The following is a 23,337-nucleotide window of genomic DNA, read 5'->3' as shown; positions in this document are numbered from 1 at the left end:
ATTTTGAAACTCTAATGTACCGGCCAAAAATTTTGCGAGATTATTTTCCATGGCCACAGATTCGGAGTGAGCAGAAAACATCTTGAGGGATAATTTTATTGAAGTCTCTCTTTCTGTGTTTATTTTTTTAGTCTCATACCGAACTATATTTTTGAATTAGCCTGAATGGGTCTTCCAATCAGAATAAAAAAGGGCCCGCAAGCGGACCCTTCTTATACAAGGAAAGAGATGTCTCTTTTTTAGTCAGCTTCTGCTTCGACACTTGTGCCGACAGCTAGCTCACCTAACTTAGGAAGAAGAACGTCTCCAACATCACTATAATCCATTTTTAATTTCAGAGTGACCTGGTGCTTTTTAGTAAATAGTCCACCTAGTTTTGGGGCCCCAAGGCTTTCAAGGTCGATGTCTACTCTTGTGACAGCTCCGTCAAACTTTGCTTTAAATTGAGACGGTTTTAAAGTCTTTTCAAATTTTACGTCATCTTTTTTGGCGATTTTTACCAGAAGAGATGATCTCGCCTGATCGAATTTACCGTTTACAACAAACGATAGTGAACGCTTTCCAAGATCAACATTAGAGATCCCTTTTTCGTTTACAGAGAAAAGGTCCGCTTTGTTATAAAGGGCCACTTTATAAACCGCTTTAATAGAGTTCAGGTCTGCCTGTGCTTCGTTTTTCACATCTCTTTTAACAAAGGCCACAGCTTTTGATCCAGCAATTTCTTTTCCAAGAATTTCCAGGTCACCTTTTGTGCTTAGGTTAACTGTGTATTGAGAAGCAAGATCGGCCCCTTTAGCATCAAAAAGAACTTGTACGTTTGCCTGGTGAGTTTTTAGAGTCACTTCGTATGGCACCTGGACGTCTTTTTTACAAGCGTATGGAACTTGTCTGTAAAGAGTTTCGTTTCCACAAACGTTTTCTGTGTATGGAACCTGACGGCAAACTTGCTCAGCTGGTACCCAGTCACACTGCTGACGAGAACGGTTCTCACACACTTCGTGTGGACGGCTCACTTGACGGCACTCCTGACGAGAAGGTCCTGTAGAACACTCTCTTTCTTCATAAGGAACCTGACGACATTGCTGTTGCCCTGGTCTTGTTTCACAAACTTCTCTTGGTGGAATTTTTGTACAACGGTTTTCTCCATTCACTACACGACACTGAACTTCTCCAGGAACTGTATGACATTGCTGTCCCCCACCTGAAGTTGTACATTCTTGTCTATAACGAACAACCACGCGGCACTGTTGCTCACCTGGTACAGTTCTACATTCATTTTCATAACGATTTTCTGTTCTACAAACTCTGTCGTAAACAGTTCTACATTCCTGATGGCCGGGAATTGTTTCACATTGCTGACGGTATCTAGTGACATCACGGCAAACATACTCAGTATAAGGTTCACTGCGATAGCAAGTTGAATCTACTGTCTCTGTCTTGTAACGAGTCTCTTTCAGCCAGTTTTCCAGATCGAAAATTTCTTCTCTTTGGTTTTCGAAGTTAATTGTCTTTGAAGTTTCTGCGTGAGCGATGCTCATAACCAGCATCATAACCATCACAAGCAGCGTGCGTGCTGTTGATATCATTTCGTCCCCCTTTGACTACTTTGGATTTTTAACAAGAGTAGTAGAGGCAATTGGTATGCCATTTCTGTTCATCATTTGACATGCGTCAAGTAAACAAAAATTCATTGAAACAAGATAAATCTCAGAATGTTGTATTGGCCCCAGTGCCAGAGCGGCACCAGAGCGTGTAAGGCGTTTAAAGAATCGACGTCACTAACTCAGAAGGCCTTGCGATCACTGCTCTATCACCATAAATAAAGATCGGTCGCTCAATTAAGATGGGATGTTTCATTAAAATTTGAATCCATTCTTTATCAGAAAGATTTTTATTTTGCAGACCGAGCTCTTTATAAACATCTTCTTTTTCTCTTACGATCTCTTTATAAGTAAGGCCCAAGAGACTTGGTAAATGCGAAAGAAGTTTTTCTTTGAGTCCATCTTTTAAATAATCAATAGTATCAAACTCAATACCTTGCTCCTCTAAGATTTCTTTTGCTCCTCTGGATTTTGAGCAGCGTGGATTGTGAATTAAGATGGCCTTTTTCATTGGTAATTTTCCTTTTTACTGTTAGCCTATTTTAAAAGTATTTCGCAAAAAATTCCACAGGAGACATTGATGATCAAAAAATTGTTATTCAAAACAACGCCAGAGAATTCACTCTTTAATGAAACCTCGCTACTTGTCCTTAGAGTGATTGCCGGGCTTTTAATGGCCTCGCTCCATGGTTTTGGAAAAATGCCTCCAGGTGAAAAACTTATCGGTGGCGTGCAGGCCTTAGGATTTCCGATGCCTGTTCTTTTTGCTTGGGCCGCTGCTCTTGCTGAACTTCTTGGTGGGATTTTCTTAGCTGTTGGTTTTATGACCAGACCAGCGGCACTTTTTATGGCCTTCACTATGTTTGTTGCCGCTTTTGGAGTTCACCTTGCTGACCCATGGGACGTTAAAGAACTTTCTCTTTTATATTTTGGTATTTCGCTGATCTTCGCGACTCGCGGAGCAGGAAAATTCTCTATTGATCATTTCATGAAGTAATTTTTTATGCCCCACTTTATTTAGTGGGGCAGTCTTCATCATTAAGCCCCCAGAGGCGTTAAAACAACCACACTCATCCCAATGGCCAGACTCTTTCCTTTATTCACATACACGTGATTAACTTCACCCGGAAAGGCGAGCACATCTCCCTTCTTAACAACATAGGTATTGCCTAAAACATTCACCGTCATCTCACCTTGAATGCAGTGAAAATATTCCTTTGTTCCCGAAGGATGTGGCGTCCCCTTCATCTGAGCGCCTGGCTCAATCTCAATGCGGTCAATATCCATATTGGGAAGAGCATCTGGAAGAAGTTTATAAATGAGTACTGCTCCCTGACTTCTGGTTTGAACAGTCACTTCGTCTGCGGGAATAAGTTTGCAGACAATATCTTGTGGAGTGAGCAGTTTTTCAATTGGAATATGCAGGGCCGCAGATAAGCGTGCCAGATTGGTCAGCGAGGGATTTCCGACTCCTGATTCGAGATTGGCAATAGTTGAACGGGGCACTCCCACTAATTTGGCCAGTGCTTCCTGAGTGAGGTTTCTCCTCTGCCTTAGTTCCAGTAAGTTATGGGCCAGGTTATGCGAAAGTAACTCAAACTCTTTGTCCATATAATATCCACCTTGTTATTATTTTAGCAAAGATCTAATAAGTTAACAATTGGCTGAGTTTAGCAGGTTATGGGTTTAGATTAGGCTTAGGACTAATCAAGGAGAAATCTATGTCATTTACACTACCAGAACTACCGTATGCCAAAACTGCACTTGCCCCTCACATGTCTGAGGAAACTCTTAACTATCACTACGGCAAGCACCACAATGCTTACGTGACAAACTTAAACAACTTAATCAAAGAAACAAAATTTGAGAAGATGACTCTTGAAGAAATCATCCTGAGTTCAGAAGGGCCGGTATTTAATAATGCTGCTCAAATCTGGAACCATACATTCTTCTGGAACTCTCTTTCTCCAAACGGTGGAGGTGAAGCGACTGGAAAAGTGGCCGAACTGATCACAAAAAAATGGGGATCATTTGAGGCCTTCAAAGAAGCCTTCACTAAGTCAGCTGTTTCTAACTTCGGCGCCGGATGGACATGGCTTGCTTTAAATAAGGCGGGAGAACTAGAGATCGTTAACACTAGTAACGCCCAAACTCCGATCACAACAGGGCATAAACCACTGATCACTGTGGATATTTGGGAGCACGCTTATTACATCGATTATCGAAATGAGCGCCCAAAATTTATTAATGCATTTTGGGCGTTAGTGAATTGGGATTTTGCTAACAAAAATCTGTAAGACTAATAGCCGTTTGAGTATTCATTGCCGACGGGACCTCTGCATCCCTTAAGGCCCATGCAATACTCTTTTAAATTCTTAACCTGTTCAACAGTGTTGCTGTTTTCAGTATAAGAGACTTTCATATTACCAATAGCTTTCGGGGGCATGCCGGGTATCATGTGATACTCGAGAGTCCCCGCTTTGGTTAAATAAAGTTTTTTCTGGCAATTAGTGATTCTTTCAGCAGAGAAATTATTATCGCGGGCACACAGGTAGCGCTCACCAGTGGTCTGGTCAACTCCACTTCCACTAATTAAGAAAGCATGAGCAGTCGATCCTTCGCCAAGCTGATTTAAAACAATAGTCGGTTCCTGGTGCTTACCTAAGCGGTACTCAATATCGTCGAATAACTTGCTGTAGTACTCTTCGCCTTGTGAGCGCGTGCTCGTCACCATTGTGAGCCCTTGCATACTCATTGCGTTTTCACCCCAGTTCTTTTTCACTGATTCCTGTAACAGGTCTTTGACTTCGGGGTCGCTAGAGAACTCTTTTAGGTTTTTAAATCCTCTGATCTCAACTGGCTCGTTGTTGTTGATCTTATCAATGATGTACTGATAATTTCTGATTCGCGTAGATTTTTCATCATCTTCGGCAAATGGCTTTTTATAGTTGGCATTAAAAGTCGCCAGGCGGTTAAAGCGTTGAGTGACAACAGCGTGCCCCCAGCAATACCCTGTATACCCACTATCTTTTTTGTAGAAGGCAGTATCGCCGTTAGTAAAAGACAGAGAGTTTTCCGGTGCATCGTTATCCACGCCACGGTCTAAAATATCAAATCCTTCAGGGCAGAGTTTTTCACATGAACATGACTTATTGTCACACGTCCCCCAGGCCTTGCATGAACAAAGCTTGTCTTTGATTTTTGAAAATTGATTGGCCGTCTTGTCTAAAACCATTACCAGGGCCTCTTCTGCTCCACTTGCGCAAGCACCACTGCCACTGATATAAGAAGTCTCTTTGCTCATTCGCTCTTTTTCTTTGAGCTCATCATACATCTCATCACTGCTTGAGCTGCCGAAGCCTTTACCGGTAAAAAGATTGGTAAATGCTGAACTAACCGCTGTCCCAATTTGAGATTCACAAGAAGTAAAAAGTACAATTAAAAGCATAAGGCATATGTTCTTTTTCATTACTTAATGCCCTCCACTGCTTCTAACAGGTATTTTTTCTCCTGGTTTTCTTCTTTAAAGTACGTTTGAGCGCGAGCGAGTTTCTTTGCATCGAACTTGCCCTGTTTTAAATAATCGCTCAAGAGTCCGCATAAGATAATGCTGTAAGTGTAGGCATTAGGATATTTTTTATATTCGGGTGCACAGTAAAGCTCTTTAACATTTTTTTTATTAACAGCGACGTTAAGTGTGTCGTAGGCAATGATATTAAAACTATCCTGGCTTTGTTTAAGGGCATCCGGGTTAATCACACTCAGCCCCTTTTCAAATTCTTTATTTTTAATCAATTCGATCAAGTTGCTCTCTTCTGCAAAATAACCATAGAAACCAGGGACCTCACCTTTTCCACTGAGTCTTTTTTCAATAGCGCTCAGGTAGTATTCAATATCCTGTGTTTTATATTTGCTGTTGTCCGCAAAGTATTTTTTAGCAGCTTCATACCCGGCCTTAAGCTCTGCTTGATCTTTGCTGTTTAAAGCAATGGCCATCAAATTGATATATGCTTCCGCCTTATTTTCTTTAACGTTTAACTTAATCGCATCCTGGTAATACTTTTTTGATTTGTCATAGAAGCGGTATTGATACAACTCTCTTCCCGCAAGCAGATTTACAAAAAACTTTTTCTTGTCATCAACCAGACTAGACTGCAGTTTGCTTTGCACTTCGGTTTCGATTTTCTCAAGGTCTTTAGTGGAGATTACTTTTGATTGAGGAGCTGCAAATGCAGTACTTAAAACCATTGGAAGGAGGAGTAAAAACGTCTTCATAAATTAACCTGGATTTAGGGCCCGTAATTCTTATTAATTATAAAGACGAATGGGATTTTTCGGTAGTAGAGCAAAGATGATCACCATACGTTGAACGTAAAAACAATCACTTTGCTCTCTTAAGTCCTAATATTCTACTTATTTAGTCGTTTTAGGCTTGGCAGTTTTTTTAGTCGTTTTCTTAGCAGCAGGCTTAGTTGGGATTTTGCCTCTATCGTCTTGGACTGCTTCGCGGCCCAGGTAATTTGATTTTTCGCCTTCAGAAAGACCTGCATTTGGGGTCTCTGGTGTCTTCCATTTTTCAGTCGCATTCTCAATTGCTGAACATGAAGCCAGCATTGCAAGAAGCATAACTAAACTTAATAATCTTTTCATTTCCACTCCTTCGAATAATCTTTTCATTTCCACTCCTTCGAAAAAAGATTTTTTAATTATAAAGATTTTTTTAAATTAATCAAAGACTGGTTTATCATCCATCCCCACTCTCCCGACTAAAGGAAGTTTAAGAGCAGGACGTAAAAAATCTACACCAAAAGAAAGTCCAAGCACATTGACTTCAACTCCTTCGCCAAGACCAAGAGTAAAACCAAGAGCACCGACAATAGAAAATTGAATTCCTGTTTTTGTCTCTGACCATCCCAGAGGCTGGCCTTTGTAGATCCAGTCTTTCCCAATAGCATTGGAAGGAAGTTCTACCGTCATGCCTTTAGTTGAACGAATAATATGTGAGACAAATGTATTGCTGTTAGGCCCAGGCCAGGCCCGGTATTGTTCGGCATAGGGGTAACTTTTCACAGCGGCTTCCACTTCTGGAATCATGGCCTCTGCCTTAGGCCCAATATAGCTGGCAATAAGTTCAGGTCTCGCTCCAAACCAGTGGCGGTCAGGAATGTCTTTTTCCACTCTGATAACCGGAAGACCACGCTGTGCCCTCCAGCCAATTACATGGTAAGTGGTGTATTCAGGTGCATTTTTTTCTTTGGTGACAACCCAACTGTGTACACTGAAATATCCACGCCAGCTCACTGTTTTAGCAGCGTAAACTTGAACAACGGCTTCTTTTTCAACACTAGGAAGTGGAGCGATTTTGGCGCTTTCTTTCGTCGCCGTTCTCCAGTCAGTCGTTTGAGCGCATGAAAAAAATGTCAGGGATAATGTCAGAAACAACATCAGGTTTATGTTTTTCATTTCACTATCAAATCAGATTGTTTTTTATTTGGCAAAAGAATGGACAACAGTATTGTCTGAGTAACGGTCAAAATTTTTCCAGGCATTAATCAGATTATAGTTCTTGGAATTGATGTACACACCACCATTTTTTTCCGGACCGCCAAAAGTGTGAACTCCGATGACATAGTTTTGTGAATCGTTTTGCCTAAAGAGTGCACTCCCTGACATTCCACCGAATGAATCACAAAAATAACTAAGAAGATTTCCAGCAACGACTCCAGGGCAAGTCACACTCCATTGAGTGCCAAACTCTTTATCTCCGGGATAGCCGGCAAAAGTAATCGGCGCCGTTTTTCCTTCAATCATTTCTTCTTTAGTCAGAGATCTAAAGCCGGCCCAGCCAATTTTATCACCAAGATTTTCTGTCAATTCGACCAATGCAAAGTCAAATTCCTCTTTCATTGTTTCAATGTATTCTTTTTGAACAAAGAAACGTTGATAAGTTGATGAGCCAAGCCCCTGGTCGTTTTTAGAAAGTTTTCCCGCCGTAAAAAGAAGTCCTTCACTCCATTCTTTCGTTTTAAAATTATAAACACAGTGAGCGGCAGTGAGCACATGGCGAGGGCCAATTAAGACTCCTGTACATGTCGCTTTAGTCTTTTCATCATAGATAAGTCCAATCACTTTACTTCTAAAGTCAGCAAGCGAAAGCACTGGAGTGCGCGCGTATTTGCCGTGGATATTTCTCATATCCATCGCGGGTACACCCATTTCCTGAGCGCGTCCTTGAACTAAATAAAAGGCCAATAAAATTGTCATTAACATGTTAGATTTCTATTAATGGAAAAGAATTTAATTGCCAAGCAGTATGTAATTTCGCTAGAAGCCTAACCTATGAAAATCTTAATTAAATCTACACTTTTTTGTGCTCTTTTATTAACTTCACAGCTTCAGGCGAAGACTCCGGTTGTCTCAAAAGGCGTTGAGGAATACTATAATATTCTTGCTCGCGACAAGGTGGATTTTGAACCTCAAGGGATGGTCTGTGAGCGAGTGGCAGTCAGAGAAGTAGAATCAATCTACCCTTCTGCCAACTATGACATCATCAACAGCATTCGCTACGACGACAAAAAAACAACAATCGGTGAACTCGATGTTGTGGTCATCGATAAAAACACAAATCAAGTTGAAGCAGTGGCGGAAGTGAAGTGCTGGAAGAGTTTTAGTGGTGCTCTAAAAAAGGCCAAAGAACAACGCATGCGTTTTTTAACTTACCTTAACCGCAGCATCATCATCGAAGACAAAGATGGAAAGCGCTACTCAAAAGATCAATTTAAACATATTCAGAAATTCTTCACTATTTCTCAGGCCGGTGGATTAAATCAGGGCTTTGATTTTGAACTAAGCCTGAACTTCAAAGAATTGATGGAACTAAGAGGCCGACTACTGGACTGTAAAGCTCAGGGACGTTGCCCACAAAGATAATACCTATATCGCTGATGAAGATAAGATTTTTCTTATCTTCATCAGCTTTTCTTCTGACGCATTTAACATCCTCTTTTTCAACTCACTAGGTATTGAAAAAAACGCCTGTCTCATGTAGCGTTTTTATTGAGAATTTTCGTTATTATTCATCTTTAACCAAGACACCTATGGCCCACTTACCTGATCTGATTCGCGACCTCGGTTTTATCCTCATTACTGCTGCATTCGTTACCCTATTATTTAAACGCCTCCGCCAACCAGTTGTTCTGGGGTATTTAATCGCCGGCTTTTTTCTGGGACCGAACTTCCCCTTCTTTATCCATGTTCAGGACACTCAATCAGTCCACATCTGGGCCGAAATCGGAGTTATCTTCCTGCTCTTTGGTTTGGGACTTGAATTCAGCTTTAAAAAACTCTCGCGCGTGGGAAAGAGTGCCGGGATCACCGCTTTTGTTGAAGCAGTCTTTATGTTGGGGATTGGTTTTTTAACCGGGAAGATGATCGGCTGGAACAGTATCGACAGTCTCTACCTTGGTGGAGTTCTTTCAATCTCTTCAACAACCATTATCGTGCGTGCCTTTGATGAACTGGGGCTTAAAGGAAAAAAATTCGTCTCCCTGGTTTTTGGAATTCTCATTGTAGAAGACTTGATTGCAATTTTACTTCTCGTTTTACTTACTACGGTCGCCGTCTCTAACACACTCTCAGGCTCAGAACTTGCCACGGCCACTTTTAAACTCGGCTTCTTTTTAACCTTATGGTTCCTGGTCGGGATTTACGTTATCCCGAACCTACTCAATGCCATTAGAAAACTCTTAACTCCGGAAACGACAGTCGTTCTTGCTCTGGCACTTTGCTTAACGATGGTTATCGTAGCGACAAACGTGGGCTTCTCTGCTCCTCTTGGGGCCTTTATCATGGGGTCAATTTTAGCGGAGACTAAAGAAGGAAAAAATATTGAACATTTGATTAACCCAATCAAAGATCTCTTTTCCGCCGTCTTCTTCGTTTCAGTCGGAATGATGATCAACCCGAACTCTCTCTATCAATATGCGGACATCATTTTACTAATCACAGTTGTCACGATCGTCGGAAAAATTTTAAGTACAACAGTAGGCGCACTTCTTTCAGGGCAGTCGCTTAAGACTTCAATGCATGCCGGTCTCAGCTTAGCGCAGATCGGGGAATTTTCTTTCATCATTGCGACTCTGGGTCTGACTCTCAAAGTGACCAGCGAATTTCTTTACCCTATTGCTGTCGCCGTTTCAGCGATTACCACATTTACGACCCCCTACTTAATCAAGAATTCAAATGCTCTTTATGAAATGATCAGCGCACGCTTGCCTCAAGGACTTAAAGACCAGCTCACTCATTACGAGACGACCTTTGCTCACAAAAGTGAAGTGGGAGTTTACGGCCTGCTTTGGCGCGCCTACGGGATTCGCATTCTTCTAAACGTGACAATCGTTGTAGGTATTGCTCTTTTTACAGAGCAGATTATTCTTAACTATGTTTTTGATTTAACCACATACTCCCGAGATATTCCTGGTATCGGGGCCATCATTGCCATTATTCTTTCCGCACCTTTTTTATGGGCGATTATCTTCGGAGCCCCGGCCCAGTCTTCTTTGAGCAGCTCAACTGATGTAGCGAAGCTAAGAAACCTACTGGTTGGTGTAACTATTACCCGCGTGATTTTGGGGATCATTTTAGTGTTGGGACTCATCAGCCGTTTTACGACAATGCACAGTTCATATCTTTTTGCTTTCCTGGTTATTGTAGGAGCAGCGATTGTCTTTAGAAATTTCATTGAACCTTTCTACCACTCTATTGAAGAGCGCTTCATGTACAACTTAAATGAAAAAGAACGTGAAGAGCTGGCCCTGCAAAAAACGAAGCCGGTACTGGCCCCATGGGATGCAGTCATGTCGGAGTTCGTAGTCTCACCTAATTCAATTATTATTGGGAAAACTCTCCAGGAATCAGAGCTTAAAGAAAAATTTGGTGTCACTATCGCTTTAATTGAAAGAGGCCACAGAAAAATCATGGCCCCAGGAAGAGACACACTTCTTATGCCTTTTGATAAAGTTTACCTGATCGGAACAGACACTGAACTGACCGAAGCTAAACGAGTGATTGAAGCTGAAGATTTCCACGCAGAGGTTCCAGAACATGCGAGTTATGGGCTGGAGAGCTTTACACTATCCAAACACTCAACATACATTGAAAAATCGATCCGCGAATGTGGACTCAGAGAAAAAATTGAAGGACTCATTGTCGGTGTTGAAAGAGATGGTAAACGTTTTCTCAATCCAGACTCAGGAATGATCTTAAAAGCAGGAGATCTTCTTTGGGTTGTGGCCGACATCAAACGCGTAAATCAAAATCTAAAAAGTTAAAAAAGAACCTTCTCCTGGATGAGAGGAGAAGGTTTGTCGTAGGGCGCGCTTTAAACATCTTCAAAGCGCGGATCATTACCAGATGGAATCATAGAAGAACCGGCAGCTTTCTTAGAGACAGGCGGAGGTGGAGTTTTAGTAACTGCCTTTGTATGCACTGTCTTTGCTGGTGTTGTTTTCTTTGGTGCCGATTTAATATTCACAACATTCGAAACACTTGTAGGACTAATAACGTTGGCCACATTCGGCACATGTGCCCTGACAGGAATAGAGCTTCCAACCTGAGCGGAGTCTCCTCCTTTAATTGTCACCAATAATAAATCGACAACTCCTTTAAGCGAAGTGGCCTGGGCCGATAACTGCTCTGCTGCGCTGGCCGCTTCTTCTGAGCTCGCCGTGTTTGTTTGGGTTACTTGATCAAGCTGATTCATTGCACGCGTGATTTCCTGAACCCCCATTGACTGCTCCTGACTGGCCGTTGAAATCTCTACAGTCATCTTTGTCACTTTTGCAGTGCTATCGACAATTTCCTCAAGAACATCTCCACATTCTTTGGCAATACGAGTTCCTGTTTCAACTTTAACACTTCCTTCTTTAATCAAGACTTCTACTTTTTCCTGAGTGCTTTTAACGATACTTTCAACTTTATGGATGCTGTTATCCAATAGAACTGAAATTTCATCTGCTGCATTTCCACTCATTTGAGCAAGGCTTCCCACTTCCTCTGCAACGACAGCAAATCCCTTTCCTTGCTCTCCCGCTCGGGCCGCTTCAACTGAGGCATTGAAAGAAAGAAGCTTAGTCTGGAAAACAATGTCATTGATGACTTTTGTTTTAGAAGCTATTTCTTTAATAACATTCACAATCTCAGAAATTTGCTGGTTACTTTCATTAATCTGAACCATGATGTTTTTATTGCTAGTGTTGATGTCATCAATCGCATGGATCATGTTCACTACAACTTGCTGCCCTTTATTGGCATTTTCCCTGCTTCCATTGGCAAGCTCAGTGGCCTCCTGAGCGTTGCTGGCATTTTTTTGCACCATCGAGCTCATCTCTTCAATTGAAGCAGCTGTTTCTTCTAAAGAAGATGCTTGTTCTGTTACGGCCTGGGAAAGTTCTTCTGAAGAAGCTGCAATTTGTCCAGCAGCTGCCGTTACCTGATTTGAATTTTCTGAAAGGCTGCCAATAATTTCATCAATAACTCTTGTCACAGATTTAAGAGTGAAAATTGCTAAAATTAGGCCTAAAGCTAAGGCAGAAATACTCGCCACAATAACCATAAACTTTGCGTTGGCGTAAGCTTTATTGGCAAGTGCCGTTTCGTCATCCATTCTCTTAGTGTCACGCTCATTCATGCGATTTAAAATCCCTTCACCTTCAAGGCGAAGTTTTCTTCCTGTTTCACTAATGAGTGCAGCTGCCTCAGTGCCCTTTCCTTCATCTGCCAGCTTTTGAATTTGATCATTAAAAGTTGTCCATTTCGCATAGACGTCCTTAAATTCCATCAAGTCCTTTAATCCTTCCGGGCTTGAAACTTTCGCACGTGATTCGATCATCTCACGCATTTCTCCATGCCTTTTAATGATATAGCCCTTATTAATGGCCCTCGCCTCTACAGTGGCATGAAGAACATAATTTCTTTCATTGATAATCTGAATATAAAAATGGTTCATGATCTCGTGTGTGCGCACCAGGTTTACTACACGCTCTTGAGTGATCGTCTCAAGGATTTTGTTGATATTGGACATTTGATAGATACCGATAACAGAAACTGAACAAAGACCAACGGCCATGATAAATATAACGAAATAAACTTTTTGATTTAAACTCCATTTCTTCATTTTTTTTCCCTGTTAAAAAAATTTCATGATTGCGATTCAGTTCGGAATAAAAAACGAATAATTAATATTGGAATAAAAAATGAAGTTAAACTTAAATAAATTAGAGGTAAGCTTTAGTTAGAGATTATAGAGTGAAGATTTTGAGAAATGGATGTATTTTAAGAACTGTTCAAAAGCTGATCTACATCATGTGAGAGTAAAAATGAAATTCCTATCGCTATTATTTGTATTCCTAATCAACACTTCGCATGCTTTAGAGTATCGTGCTTTTTGTTCAGGCAACCGTGGAAAAGTGGCCATCTCATTTTATAGTAGTAAAGACAGACTCTATTTAAGATATAACAACCTCATGGGCGCTGATGACTTTCCTTTATATGAAGGTGTTGTCACAAAACTCACTTTGCCAGTTATCAAGATAGCTGAGGAAGAACTTTCAAGCCTTGATCAAGAGGTTTTGGTTTCATGGCCGATTGAAAAATGCGACTTCAATGATAAAGATCCACTTATCATGCAATGTGGAGGGGAAGCTCAGTTCCACCTTCCGCTTAATACGGGCCTTACTTCTTATACATTGATCACTTCAAGAGTTAAGGAAGAGAGTCTGACTAACGTCTTTGACATGTTTAAGATCCGTTGGGGAATCGACAGCCCCGACTTTCACCACTCATTGGCCCTGCCTTTTGATCCAAAGCTTTGCCAGGCCAGTTTAAAGCGCTAATTCTTGAGTGTTTCAATTTGCTACTAAATTATTTCCATCTTTTGATAGGTTGCATTTTGCATTAAAATAAAACCATCTCTTTATATAAGGTGGTTATATGTCATTCTCGAGAAGATTTCTTCTGTCTTTTTTTCTGACAGCAACTGTATTTGCAGCGGATATGGATCCCAACGAAATTGTAAAGAAGGCCGATCTTAGAAGAGGTCTAGGCAACACATCTCATTCCTTTCACGTCACCATCACTAACCAAGATGGGAAAAAAGAAGTTTATAAAGTCGCATTCAAAGATGTGAATGCTTCACTTACTGAACAAACAGAACCAGAGCGCGCTCGCGGAAGAAAACTCTTGATGAAAGACTACGACATCTGGCTTTACACGCAGAATATAAAAAAGCCCCTGCGCATCTCTCTAGAGCAAAAACTCACCGGAGAAGTTGCCAATGGAGATATCGCCAGAACAAATTATGCTGAAGACTACGATGCAACTTTACTGGCGACAGAAAAAAGAGGCAATGCTGAGTTTTATAAACTAGAGCTTAAAGCAAAAAATAAAAAAGTGACTTACGGACGCATTGAGTACTACGTTAGTAAAAAAGATTACCTTCCAATGGAAGCGACTTTCTTTGCCCTTTCAGGAAAACCACTTAAGCGCGCTCAGTTTGGCGACTTAAAGATGATCCAGGGAATGGAGAGATCAACAAAAATGGTGATCCGCGATTACCTACAAAAAGATAAGACTTCGACTTTAATTTTCTCTGACCACAAACCAGAAAAGTTTGATGAGAGTTTATTCAACAAGGACAGGCTGGAATTTTGATTAGAAAACTTCCCCTCGCCCTAACTCTCCTTTCACTTCCGGCACTTGCCAGTGCTAAAGGTGAGTATTTACTTCGCGGCTATCTTTCAGCGAGAGCAAGCCACTATACGGCCGATTCCAATGAAAACAATGGCCAGCGCCACCGTGCTCAATTTGAGCAGGAAGCGCGTTTTGGTTCAGACCTGGTTTTTATCAACCAGCTCAGATGGACATACAACTCCCTTTACTCTGATTTATCCTCTACTCCTGCCACCGATAAAAAAGACACACATGACATTTACCTGGGGGAGAACTTTATGAAGTTCAAATCCTCTTCATGGGTGACTCAGATTGGTTATCAGGAAGTCGCCTGGGGTGAAGCTTTCGGTTTTAATTATGCTGATGTCATCAACCCGAAAGACTCAAGAGAGACCTTCTATTCTGATTACTCTGAATCAAGGCTTCCTCTTTTTTTAGTGAACTTTAAATACTTTTTTAGCAATGGTTCAGTGCAATTGATTTACTCTCCTGAACCAAGATTCTCTCAAAATCTTCCGGTGAACCTCTTTACTAAAAACCTTCTGCCACAAACGCAGATTGAGACATGGAAAGAAGAAACACCTAAGTTTTTTAAAGAGCACGAGTATGGTGGAAAATTTTCCATTAGTCTTGGAGGCTTCGACACTTCTGTCTTTTACTACAACTACCTGGACCGCGATGCCACTTATAATCTGATAAATGCCACACTCGATAATATCACTGTGGCCGAAAGTCATGAGAGAGTCAGCACAGCAGGTCTATCGCTGGCAAAAACGATCTTTGACGATTTTGTTTTTAGAACTGATGTCGTTTACACCAAAGATAAAAGAATCAATTCTATCGCCAACATGACCTTAACCAGCACGCCTGTAAACATGATGAACTTCCTGGTGAGTCTGGATACTCCCACTTACAATAAATTTTCTGCCGTTCTCATTTATGCCTCTTCGCAGTTAAGTGAAGACCTGCCGGATGCTTTCCGTGAGAAAAGTCAGAGTTACTCTATCCTGAAGTTAACTTATGACTTAGGTGAAGACAAAAAATTTGATCTTTCCTACACTCACGAATTCGCCCAAAGTGGTCACGCCGTTCAAGGGCTTCTTTCATGGCCAATTAGCAGCACACTGGATATCAACGTCGGTGCTGAAACTTATTGGGGGGCCGAAGAGTCACAAATGGCAAAATTAAAAAATGCAAGCAACGTCTTTTTTGGAATTAAAAATTATTTTCAATTATAAGGATCTCCATGGAAAAGCTCTCTGATGCAGTCCTGCGCTTTCAAAACATCCACAAAGTCTTCTCCTCTGACGGTGTTGATTTCACCGCTTTGGAAAAAATTAATTTCACCATTCACAAAGGGGAATTTATCGGTCTTTCCGGTAAATCAGGAAGTGGAAAAACCAGTCTTCTCAATGTTGCAGGATTAATTGATCCTCCGACTAAAGGCGACCTCTTTATAAAAAACACCAACATTAAAGATTTAAAAGACCACGAACTCTCGCTCATCCGTGCGCAGGAAATCGGATTTATCTTCCAGACCTTTAACCTGCTTCCTCTTTTAAGTGCACTGGAAAATGTTGAATACCCGTTAATGCTTTTAAATATTCCGGAAGCAGAGAGACTGGAGCGAGCTCATCAGGCACTAAAGCGCGTAGGACTTGAGGGCTTTACTCACAGAAGACCAGGTCAACTCTCAGGTGGACAGCGCCAACGTGTGGCCATCGCCAGAGCGATTGTGAAATCCCCTACTTTAATTTTAGCAGATGAGCCGACAGCAAACCTCGATACAAAGACATCTGAAGAGGTTTTTGATCTTTTAATGAGGCTTCAACAAGACATGAAAGTCACAGTCATGCTTTGCTCTCACGATACGGACCTGATTGCCAAAACCCAAAGGCAAATTAAAATCTCTGATGGTCACATTATTAGTGATAGCCTTGTTGGAGGTGCCTAGTGATGCGATTAAAACTTGCCGTTAGAAACATTTCCCGTCACCGTCTAAGAAGCTTACTTTCAATCAGTATGATCGCCGGGGCCGTTACAGCAGTGATTTTATTCCAGGGATTCTCCAGCTACTCGCTGGCCGCTCTGAAATGGATTGCCGCTGAAAACCAATACGGTAATATGCAGATTGCTTCTCATAAATACTGGAGCCCAGGAAAAGAGTCGCGCGCCGAAAGACTCTTTGCTCTAAGTGACCTGGATGAACTTAAATCTGAAATGCCGCAAATTGAACGACTGAGTGGACGCTTAAGCTTTTTTGGTCTGGTCAGTAACGGCGATCTTTCTGTAGGAGGAAAAGTCATCGGTGTTGATCCCGTTGGTGAACCAAAATTCTCTAAAAGTATGCGCATTACTGAAGGGCGCTTTTTTAATGAAAGTGGGGCCAAGGAAGTAGTTGTAGGGAGACTCCTTGCGAAGCAAATGAACGTTAAAGAAGGCGACAACATCACGGTTCTTACCAATACGATTGATGGGATCATGAATGCCATGGACTTAACTGTCGCTGGACTTTTTTCTGCTGGAATTGATGAAATCGACGGGCAGGTCATTTACATGCCTCTTTCAGTGACTCAGGAAATCCTGGACACACAAAATGTCGATATCGCTGTTTTAAAATTTAAAGAGCTAGAAATGGCCGAAGCTAATTTAAATAACATCAATACAAAGCTAGAAGGGACTCACCCTAACCTCTTTGCCCGTTCATGGCGAGACCTGGCGGTTCTTTTTAGACAGGTTGATAAATTCTACGGCGTTCAAAACCGCTTGATCGAGGCCATTCTTCTGGCCTTGATGTTCCTGGGAATCTTAAACACTGTCAGTATGACAGTTGTTGAAAGAACGGGAGAAATCGGGACTCTTCGCGCACTAGGTGAATCAAGAAAAGATATTGTCTCGCAGTTTGTTTTAGAAAGTGTAATGCTCTCTTTAATCGGAATCATTTGTGGGATTCTTATTTCTGCCGGGTGTATCCGCATCGTCGAAAGTGTAAAAATCATGACGGAAATGCCGGGAGCTTCGACTCCGTTCCAGATCAAGATTTTCTTCCAATGGGGATCTGTTCTTTACGCCAGCTTACTTGCTTCTGTGACAACAGTTGTGGCAACAATGATTCCAGCTCTTCGCGCTTCCAGACTCGACATCGTCGAGGCCCTAAGAAAAAACATCTAATCTTTTTTTAAGTAAAACCTGATATTTTTTAGTAAACCTCTTCGCCCCGAACGGGCGAATGAGGTTTTATCCATCACTCTTTCAAATTCCTTCCCACTCATCTCTTCAAGATTCTGATGAACTTCTCCCACTGGTCTTAATAAGAAAAAATCCAGGATCTTTTTTTGCTGATCACTCCAGCTTAAAGGTGGAAAAGTGTTTTGCCTGTCGACACGTTTATTCCATGGGCACACATCCTGACAAATATCACAACCAAAGAGAGTTCCCTCTTTTAAAGTCATTTTCTCTGACGGGATCGTATCGAGTTTAAACTGCTCAATCGTAAATGTGCTGATACAGTCTTTGGCAATGATCGTTCTACTAACGGGATCAATCGCCTCGGTCGGGCAAGCATCAATGCAGCGGGTGCATTGACCGCAGTGATCAGTCTCATAGGCCTTCGTTTTTAAATCGAGTTTTTTATCCAGTAAGAGAGAGCCAATAATAAAAAAACTTCCCTGGTGACGATTGATCAGCATGGAGTTTTTCCCAAACCATCCAAGCCCTGCTCTTTTAGCGAGATCGCGCTCTAAAACGGGGTGAGTGTCGAGAGTTAAGCGAAACTCCACTCCATGATCTTTTTTTAAGCGCTCACCGATGCTTTCAAGCTTTTCTCTTAAAAGATTGTGATAATCCCATCCTTCAAAACCTAAAGTGTAGGATGCGAGTTTAAGACCATTCCAATTGGGGTTTTTTTGATAAAGATTTTGTAATTCAGAATGAGTCGGATGATAAGAAAATAAAAAAACCACGGCCGACTGGAAATCTTGCCAGTGATTTTTTAAGTCCTGTCTTTTTTCTTGTCTTTCCCCTTCCAGGTAATGAAGTGGAGCATGGAGGTTTGCGGCCACCCATTGATTATAGTACTCAAGAGTCGTAGGGACCGGGTCTTCTGTGTACCCGAAATCCACTACGCCGTATGAGTTTAACCAATCCATTTTCAGTATTGAGGGATGATCTCGATAGCACCTGTAGGACAGGCGTCCACACAGGCGAGATCCATGGTGCATTTGTTGATATTTTTAGCTTCGATATAAGTGTCGCGCTTTTCGTCTTTTGTGACGGCCCAGATTTCATGCGGACACACTTGTACGCAGGCCTGGCAAGAAGCACAGTTATTCGTGTCTAAGAGGATTTTTTTTTTATCGTCGGAAGCTTCCTCCAACCCTTGCGATCCACCTTTGACTTTCGGAGCGTCCTTTATCAACTCGACCTTAACAGAGTTTGAACTTCCCTGAGAGAAGAACTGACCGTCCCCGCGAGTCACCACCAGCTTATCCCCATTTTTAAGTTTTAAGCGGTCTTTAACTTCTTTAAGCACGTTTTTCATGAACTCGTTATTCTCGCGTTCCTGATCAGTGACGATAAATGGACTCACTCCCCAGTATAAACACATACGACGTGCAACTTTAATTGAGTTCGTGATACCAAGAACTGGGATACTTGGGCGGAATTGAGTAATACGTAAACAAGACTGTCCAGACTCTGTTACCGAAAGAATTCTTCTGGCGCCGATTTTTTCAGCGATCATTGATGCTGCCACCATAACTGAAGCCGTGACACTAGATAAATCCTGATGCCTTAGAAGTGGGCGATCTTTTGGTGTGCGCTCAGCTTCGCGGACGATCTGATCCATCATTCTCACCGTCTCAATAGGGTATTTCCCCGAGGCCGACTCGCCCGAAAGCATAACCGCATCTGTCCCATCCCAAATGGCGTTGGCAACGTCAGAAGCTTCCGCTCTGGTTGGAGTTGGGTTTTCCGTCATACTCTCTAACATCTGAGTCGCTGTAATAACCGGAATCCCTTTGTTGTTACAAGCTGTAATGATTTTCTTTTGAATCGCCGGAACCAGATGGTTTCCAACCTCAACTCCCATGTCTCCACGGGCAACCATGATCATATCTGTGACAGATAAAATATCATCCAGGTTATCAATGGCCTGAGGCTTTTCAATTTTCGAAATAATAGGAATGTTTACTTTTAATGTGTGCAGAAGAGTTTTAACCTGCATGATGTCTTCTTTCTTTCGAACAAAAGACAGGGCCACATAGTCTGCTCCTTCTTTAAGAGCAAACATTAAGTCCTCACGGTCTTTATCGGTGAATGCCGGAGCTGACACTTCACAGTCCGGAAGATTGATACCCTTATTTGATTTTAGCGTTCCACCTGTTTTAACTTTGATCTTATAAACGTCTCTATCACGGCTAACGGCCACAGCTTGCAGTAGACCGTCATCAAAAAGAATACGTGCTCCATCATGACAGTCAGCTACCAGGTTTTCATAAATGGTAGGGATATAATTTTGTGCGTACTCGGGGTATTTATCTTTTAGTTTTGAAGCCCCAATAACCCACTCACTTCCTTCTTCAAGCTTTAGTGGTTCTGGAAGTTTATCAACACGGATTTTTGGACCTTGAAGGTCAGCGAGGATGGCGACTTCATAACCAGACTCTCGTGAAGCTTCACGGATGTTTTTAATAACTGCGGAGTGAGCTTCATATGTTCCATGGCTCATGTTAATACGGCAGACGTTTACGCCTGTTTCGATTAACTTTGAAATCATTTCTTTGGTATTGCTGGCCGGGCCGATTGTGGCCACGATTTTAGCTCGTCTCATGGGCATCCTAGTTTTTTAAAATTCCTTTTATAAAACTAGGATACCACTAACTATGCTTTTTTTGTATTTTCTTGTGAAAGAGACTGCAATCTCATGTTCTCCATGCGCTGCTCATACTGGTCTCTTAAAGTCGCTTTTTCAAGCTCGGAGCTTCTAAAGAGACGCTCAAACTGGGCCTGAGATTCTCCTAGGCGCGTCGAAAGCTCTTTTTGGTGGTCATTTCTTTCGCGGACTAGCTGGTCCTCGTATCTCTGAACGATACGGCTGGTTTGGTTGTCGCCCATGGCCTTATCTCTGGCGATTTTAGTTTCGTACTTATCGCGCATTTGATTTAGTTCCTGACGGCTTTGAGTTCTTAGAGTCTCTACTGCAAGTTTATTGGCCTGGGCCTCTTTAACCGCTCTTTCGGCCTCTGTGCTCTTTACGATGGCCACTTCGTTTTCTGCCTTGCGAGCAATCTGCGAGATACGGTTTTCGTAATTCTCAATAATTTTGTTGGTCTGCTTTTCCATATCCGCTAGCTTTTGTTCATATAAGTTTTCGCGGAGAGAATTCTGGCGGTTGAATTCAGTTTTCAGCGCCACTTTCTCATTATTAAAATCTTTTTTATTTTTCTCTAAAGAAGCTGTCTTATCTTTTGAATAATCTTCTTTAAGTGAATTAATAGTCTCCATGTTCTTTTCATTCATGGTATTGACTACGCGGCCAAACTCCACTCTCTGCTCTTTCATGCGCTTTGTATTTTGTCCTGTCACGTGAGAAAGGTGGTCTTCAGCATCCGTTTTTAACTTGCCTGTGTCTGTTTTATAGCGATCTAAAAGAGCGTTGTTTCTTTCACGATTTTGGTAAATCGTATCTTTTAGCGTTTCATTGGACTCGGCCTCTTTTTTAGCGGCATTTTCCAGGCTCGCTGTCTTCATCTCTTTTAGTTTTTCTCTATAAGAATTATCGATGATTTCTTCTTTTTCTGTGTTCAGACGATTCGTGCGCGCCAGTTCATCACGTGAAACCTGAAGACGGTTTTCATACGACTCTTTTGACTGCTTCATTTCATCTAAAAGATTATCGGCCTGAGTTCCACCTCTGATCTTTTGATTGGCGACACTCTGAATGTTGCGGACATCATCATTAAATTTTTTTTCCAGCTCTTTTGCTTCTTTTTTATGAGCTACGTTTTGCTTTTCCTGAAGATCCGAGTTTTTCTGACGAATATCTTCCTGAAGTCTTTCGTAGTTTTTTTGCCCGTCATCGCTTTGTTTGCCTTTAAGATTTAAAAGCTCCGCCACTCTTTCTTCCTGGCGGTCTTTAAGCATGCGATTGTCGCGTTCAAAAGTTGTGCGAAGGTTTTCATTATCGTCTCTTAGACGATTGACTTCTTTAAACTTCTGATCGTTTGATGTTTGTCTTAAATTGTCCATTTCATCAGCATGACCTTTGGCCAGCTTCATTCTTTCAGAACGGTCTTTTTCGCGCATTTCTGCGCCCATTGTTTTTGATTTTTCGTCGAGGTTCTTCACTTGTGTGTTGAACTCTTCCTGGTAGCGTTTATTGGCGTTAGTGTAACGCTCATTCATCGATTGTTTGATTTGGTTTTGGTAGCGCTCATTTTCATTGAACGTTTTTTTGTACGAGTCACTTAAAGTTGTCAGCTTATCATTGAGATCGGCCTTGGCCTGGTTTCTCTCCTGCTCAAATCGACCTGCGTTTTCTTTCAGGCGATTTTTAAACTCTTCCTGTCCTTTAGTGATAGCACTTCTTGTTCTCTCTGAATAAAGCTCGTTATTAATCTGGTTTTCTTCTTCAAGTTTGGTTTTATTTTCGGCGTAAGTCTTGGCCTGTTTTGTCGTGCGAGCATCAAACGTCTCTTTCATTTGCTGCAAATTTTTATCGTAAGAAGCTTTTAAATCTTCTTGAGCTTCACGATAACGATCGCGGGCCTGGTCAAGTTTTACTGATTGATCTCTTACATCCATAATTACCCTATAGACTTAGTCCCACATTTTTTATGGGGGGATTACCATTAAATAATTATATAAGATGGAGGGGGAGATTTGGAGTTGGGCAAAGATGACCTTTGCCCAACTAATATGGTCGGCTTATTTAGCTAATTCTTCGTCGATAACTTCTGAAAATACCTCAATCGGCTGTGCCCCAGCGATCAGCTTTCCATTGATAAAGAAAGTCGGAGTCGACTTAATACCAAGGTTTGAGCCTTCTGCTACGTCAGCGTCTACTTTCGCTTTATACTTTCCAGACTCAACACACGCCTTGAATTCCGCTTCTTTTACGCCTGCTTTTTTAGCTGTAGCGATCAGGTTAGGAACATCAAGTTTTGACTGGTCAGCAAACATTGCATCGTGCATTTTCCAGAAAGCTTTTGGGTCTTGTTCAAAAGCACACATACTCGCCTCTGCCGCTCCTCTTGCTTGCGCATGGAATGGAAGTGGGAAGTGCTTGAAAGCGATCTTAACTTTGTTGCCGTATTTCTTCTCAAGACCTGCAAGGATCGTTGCACCCTTTGAACAGAATGGACACTGGAAGTCTGAGAATTCTACGATTGTCACCTTTGCATCAGCTCCGCCTTTAAATGGAGCGTCCCCAACGTTTACTTCAAACATTGGAAGAGATGGTTTCTGCAGGTAAACTTCTACTGGAGATTTTTTTGTTTTCTCAGCAATCCATTTATCAACCGCGACCTTTTTAGACTCAACTGATAAATACTCTACGATACGAGCTTTAATTTCTGGGTTAACTTGATCTTTAGGGATTTGACGGTCTTTAATGAATTTCTCAACTTCAGCATCAGAAATCTTCACACCTTTAGCAATGTATTGATCCAGGAACTGATCGTTTGTTAAGTTCTTCTTGTTTGGATCGGCATTCATAAAACGCTCAAGTAGCATCGCTTGAAGGCGCGCCATTTTGATTTCATAAACTTTCATCTCAGCTTCATAAAGATCACTTTCGATCCCTTTAACAAAGTCTTTTTCTAAAACAGGCTGATCACCGATCTTAGCGACTACTTCTTTTGAGGGTGCTGGTTTGAAAATAAAATTCGGTTTAGAACTCGCTTCTTTTTGGCAGGCAATAACCACTACTGTAAGTACGGCCACGCCCATAAGCGGAGTTAGTTTCTTCATAAGCTTTTGCATCTTACCTGTCTCCTACCTTGGATTAAAT

The 23,337-nt window shown here is 41.7% G+C and carries 22 protein-coding genes; 9 read left to right on the top strand and 13 right to left on the bottom strand.

Annotated features, from left to right (window positions below):
- Positions 1-239: 239 nt before the first annotated feature.
- Together AC6JA8_RS07365 and arsC are read right to left on the bottom strand one after the other, a co-directional pair.
- The gene (locus tag AC6JA8_RS07365; protein WP_497976483.1) at positions 240-1,586 is read right to left on the bottom strand and encodes a hypothetical protein; all 1,347 of its coding nucleotides are present in this window, start codon (positions 1,584-1,586) and stop codon (positions 240-242) included.
- 175 nt (positions 1,587-1,761) lie between these two features.
- Positions 1,762-2,112: an arsenate reductase (glutaredoxin) gene (gene arsC, locus AC6JA8_RS07360; RefSeq protein ID WP_497976482.1), complete on the bottom strand. Its 351-nt coding sequence runs from the start codon at positions 2,110-2,112 to the stop codon at positions 1,762-1,764.
- A gap of 69 nt (positions 2,113-2,181) precedes the next feature.
- Here arsC and AC6JA8_RS07355 point away from each other — a divergent pair, with 69 nt between their 5' ends.
- Entirely contained in the window at positions 2,182-2,598 is a 417-nt protein-coding gene (locus tag AC6JA8_RS07355; RefSeq protein WP_497976481.1) for a DoxX family protein, read from the top strand.
- Positions 2,599-2,639: 41 nt separating this feature from the next.
- Here the strand turns inward: AC6JA8_RS07355 and AC6JA8_RS07350 are convergent, their stop codons facing one another.
- A complete protein-coding gene (locus AC6JA8_RS07350; RefSeq protein WP_497976480.1) occupies positions 2,640-3,212 on the bottom strand; it encodes a helix-turn-helix domain-containing protein in 573 nt (190 codons plus the stop codon).
- 110 nt (positions 3,213-3,322) lie between these two features.
- On the opposite strand from AC6JA8_RS07350, the gene AC6JA8_RS07345 reads away from it, so the two are divergent.
- The gene (locus AC6JA8_RS07345) at positions 3,323-3,898 is read left to right on the top strand and encodes a superoxide dismutase (protein WP_497976479.1); all 576 of its coding nucleotides are present in this window, start codon (positions 3,323-3,325) and stop codon (positions 3,896-3,898) included.
- Positions 3,899-3,900: 2 nt separating this feature from the next.
- Here AC6JA8_RS07345 and AC6JA8_RS07340 read toward each other — a convergent pair whose 3' ends face one another.
- The 5 genes from AC6JA8_RS07340 to AC6JA8_RS07320 form a co-directional block, all read right to left on the bottom strand.
- Positions 3,901-5,070, bottom strand: a complete 1,170-nt coding sequence (locus AC6JA8_RS07340) for a hypothetical protein (protein WP_497976478.1) — start codon at positions 5,068-5,070, stop codon at positions 3,901-3,903.
- Complete coding sequence (locus AC6JA8_RS07335; RefSeq protein ID WP_497976477.1) at positions 5,070-5,876, bottom strand: hypothetical protein; 807 nt, start codon at positions 5,874-5,876, stop codon at positions 5,070-5,072. Before AC6JA8_RS07335 ends, AC6JA8_RS07340 begins: the two co-directional genes overlap by 1 nt.
- A gap of 138 nt (positions 5,877-6,014) precedes the next feature.
- Positions 6,015-6,251, bottom strand: a complete 237-nt coding sequence (locus tag AC6JA8_RS07330; RefSeq protein ID WP_497976476.1) for a hypothetical protein — start codon at positions 6,249-6,251, stop codon at positions 6,015-6,017.
- A 75-nt stretch (positions 6,252-6,326) separates the two neighbouring features.
- Positions 6,327-7,064 carry a DUF3750 domain-containing protein gene (locus AC6JA8_RS07325; RefSeq protein WP_497976475.1) on the bottom strand — a complete coding sequence of 246 codons (738 nt, stop codon included), beginning with the start codon at positions 7,062-7,064 and terminating at the stop codon, positions 6,327-6,329.
- A gap of 24 nt (positions 7,065-7,088) precedes the next feature.
- Positions 7,089-7,871 carry a trypsin-like serine peptidase gene (locus AC6JA8_RS07320; protein ID WP_497976474.1) on the bottom strand — a complete coding sequence of 261 codons (783 nt, stop codon included), beginning with the start codon at positions 7,869-7,871 and terminating at the stop codon, positions 7,089-7,091.
- A 69-nt stretch (positions 7,872-7,940) separates the two neighbouring features.
- Between AC6JA8_RS07320 and AC6JA8_RS07315 the strand changes: the two genes are divergently transcribed.
- Both AC6JA8_RS07315 and AC6JA8_RS07310 read left to right on the top strand, forming a co-directional pair.
- On the top strand, positions 7,941-8,531 hold the full coding sequence (locus AC6JA8_RS07315) for a hypothetical protein (RefSeq protein WP_497976473.1): 591 nt from the start codon (positions 7,941-7,943) through the stop codon (positions 8,529-8,531).
- Between the two features lie 167 nt (positions 8,532-8,698).
- Entirely contained in the window at positions 8,699-10,930 is a 2,232-nt protein-coding gene (locus tag AC6JA8_RS07310) for a monovalent cation:proton antiporter family protein (RefSeq protein ID WP_497976472.1), read from the top strand.
- 50 nt (positions 10,931-10,980) lie between these two features.
- On the opposite strand, the gene AC6JA8_RS07305 is transcribed toward AC6JA8_RS07310, so the two are convergent.
- Entirely contained in the window at positions 10,981-12,774 is a 1,794-nt protein-coding gene (locus tag AC6JA8_RS07305) for a HAMP domain-containing methyl-accepting chemotaxis protein (RefSeq protein ID WP_497976471.1), read from the bottom strand.
- A 202-nt stretch (positions 12,775-12,976) separates the two neighbouring features.
- On the opposite strand from AC6JA8_RS07305, the gene AC6JA8_RS07300 reads away from it, so the two are divergent.
- From AC6JA8_RS07300 to AC6JA8_RS07280, 5 genes are all read left to right on the top strand, one after another.
- Positions 12,977-13,492, top strand: a complete 516-nt coding sequence (locus AC6JA8_RS07300) for a hypothetical protein (RefSeq protein ID WP_497976470.1) — start codon at positions 12,977-12,979, stop codon at positions 13,490-13,492.
- A 97-nt stretch (positions 13,493-13,589) separates the two neighbouring features.
- Positions 13,590-14,309 carry an outer membrane lipoprotein-sorting protein gene (locus AC6JA8_RS07295; RefSeq protein ID WP_497976469.1) on the top strand — a complete coding sequence of 240 codons (720 nt, stop codon included), beginning with the start codon at positions 13,590-13,592 and terminating at the stop codon, positions 14,307-14,309.
- A complete protein-coding gene (locus tag AC6JA8_RS07290) occupies positions 14,306-15,565 on the top strand; it encodes a DUF1302 family protein (protein ID WP_497976468.1) in 1,260 nt (419 codons plus the stop codon). The genes AC6JA8_RS07295 and AC6JA8_RS07290 overlap by 4 nt, the downstream gene beginning before the upstream one ends.
- An 8-nt stretch (positions 15,566-15,573) precedes the next feature.
- Complete coding sequence (locus tag AC6JA8_RS07285; RefSeq protein ID WP_497976467.1) at positions 15,574-16,281, top strand: ABC transporter ATP-binding protein; 708 nt, start codon at positions 15,574-15,576, stop codon at positions 16,279-16,281.
- Positions 16,282-16,283: 2 nt separating this feature from the next.
- Positions 16,284-17,498 (top strand): ABC transporter permease, encoded by a 1,215-nt coding sequence (locus AC6JA8_RS07280; RefSeq protein WP_497976875.1) that lies wholly within the window; start codon positions 16,284-16,286, stop codon positions 17,496-17,498.
- Here the strand turns inward: AC6JA8_RS07280 and queG are convergent.
- From queG to AC6JA8_RS07260, 4 genes are all read right to left on the bottom strand, one after another.
- The gene (queG, locus tag AC6JA8_RS07275) at positions 17,495-18,475 is read right to left on the bottom strand and encodes a tRNA epoxyqueuosine(34) reductase QueG (protein WP_497976466.1); all 981 of its coding nucleotides are present in this window, start codon (positions 18,473-18,475) and stop codon (positions 17,495-17,497) included. The genes AC6JA8_RS07280 and queG overlap by 4 nt on opposite strands.
- Before the next feature lie 2 nt (positions 18,476-18,477).
- The gene (gene pyk, locus AC6JA8_RS07270; protein ID WP_497976465.1) at positions 18,478-20,157 is read right to left on the bottom strand and encodes a pyruvate kinase; all 1,680 of its coding nucleotides are present in this window, start codon (positions 20,155-20,157) and stop codon (positions 18,478-18,480) included.
- 50 nt (positions 20,158-20,207) lie between these two features.
- A complete protein-coding gene (locus AC6JA8_RS07265) occupies positions 20,208-22,130 on the bottom strand; it encodes a coiled-coil domain-containing protein (protein ID WP_497976464.1) in 1,923 nt (640 codons plus the stop codon).
- Positions 22,131-22,253: 123 nt separating this feature from the next.
- On the bottom strand, positions 22,254-23,309 hold the full coding sequence (locus AC6JA8_RS07260) for a thioredoxin domain-containing protein (protein WP_497976463.1): 1,056 nt from the start codon (positions 23,307-23,309) through the stop codon (positions 22,254-22,256).
- Positions 23,310-23,337: the final 28 nt, after the last annotated feature.

The sequence above is a fragment of the Bacteriovorax sp. HI3 genome (assembly GCF_059738875.1).
Note: the sequence above shows the minus strand (reverse complement) of the source record. Positions and strands in the feature narration are given on the sequence as shown.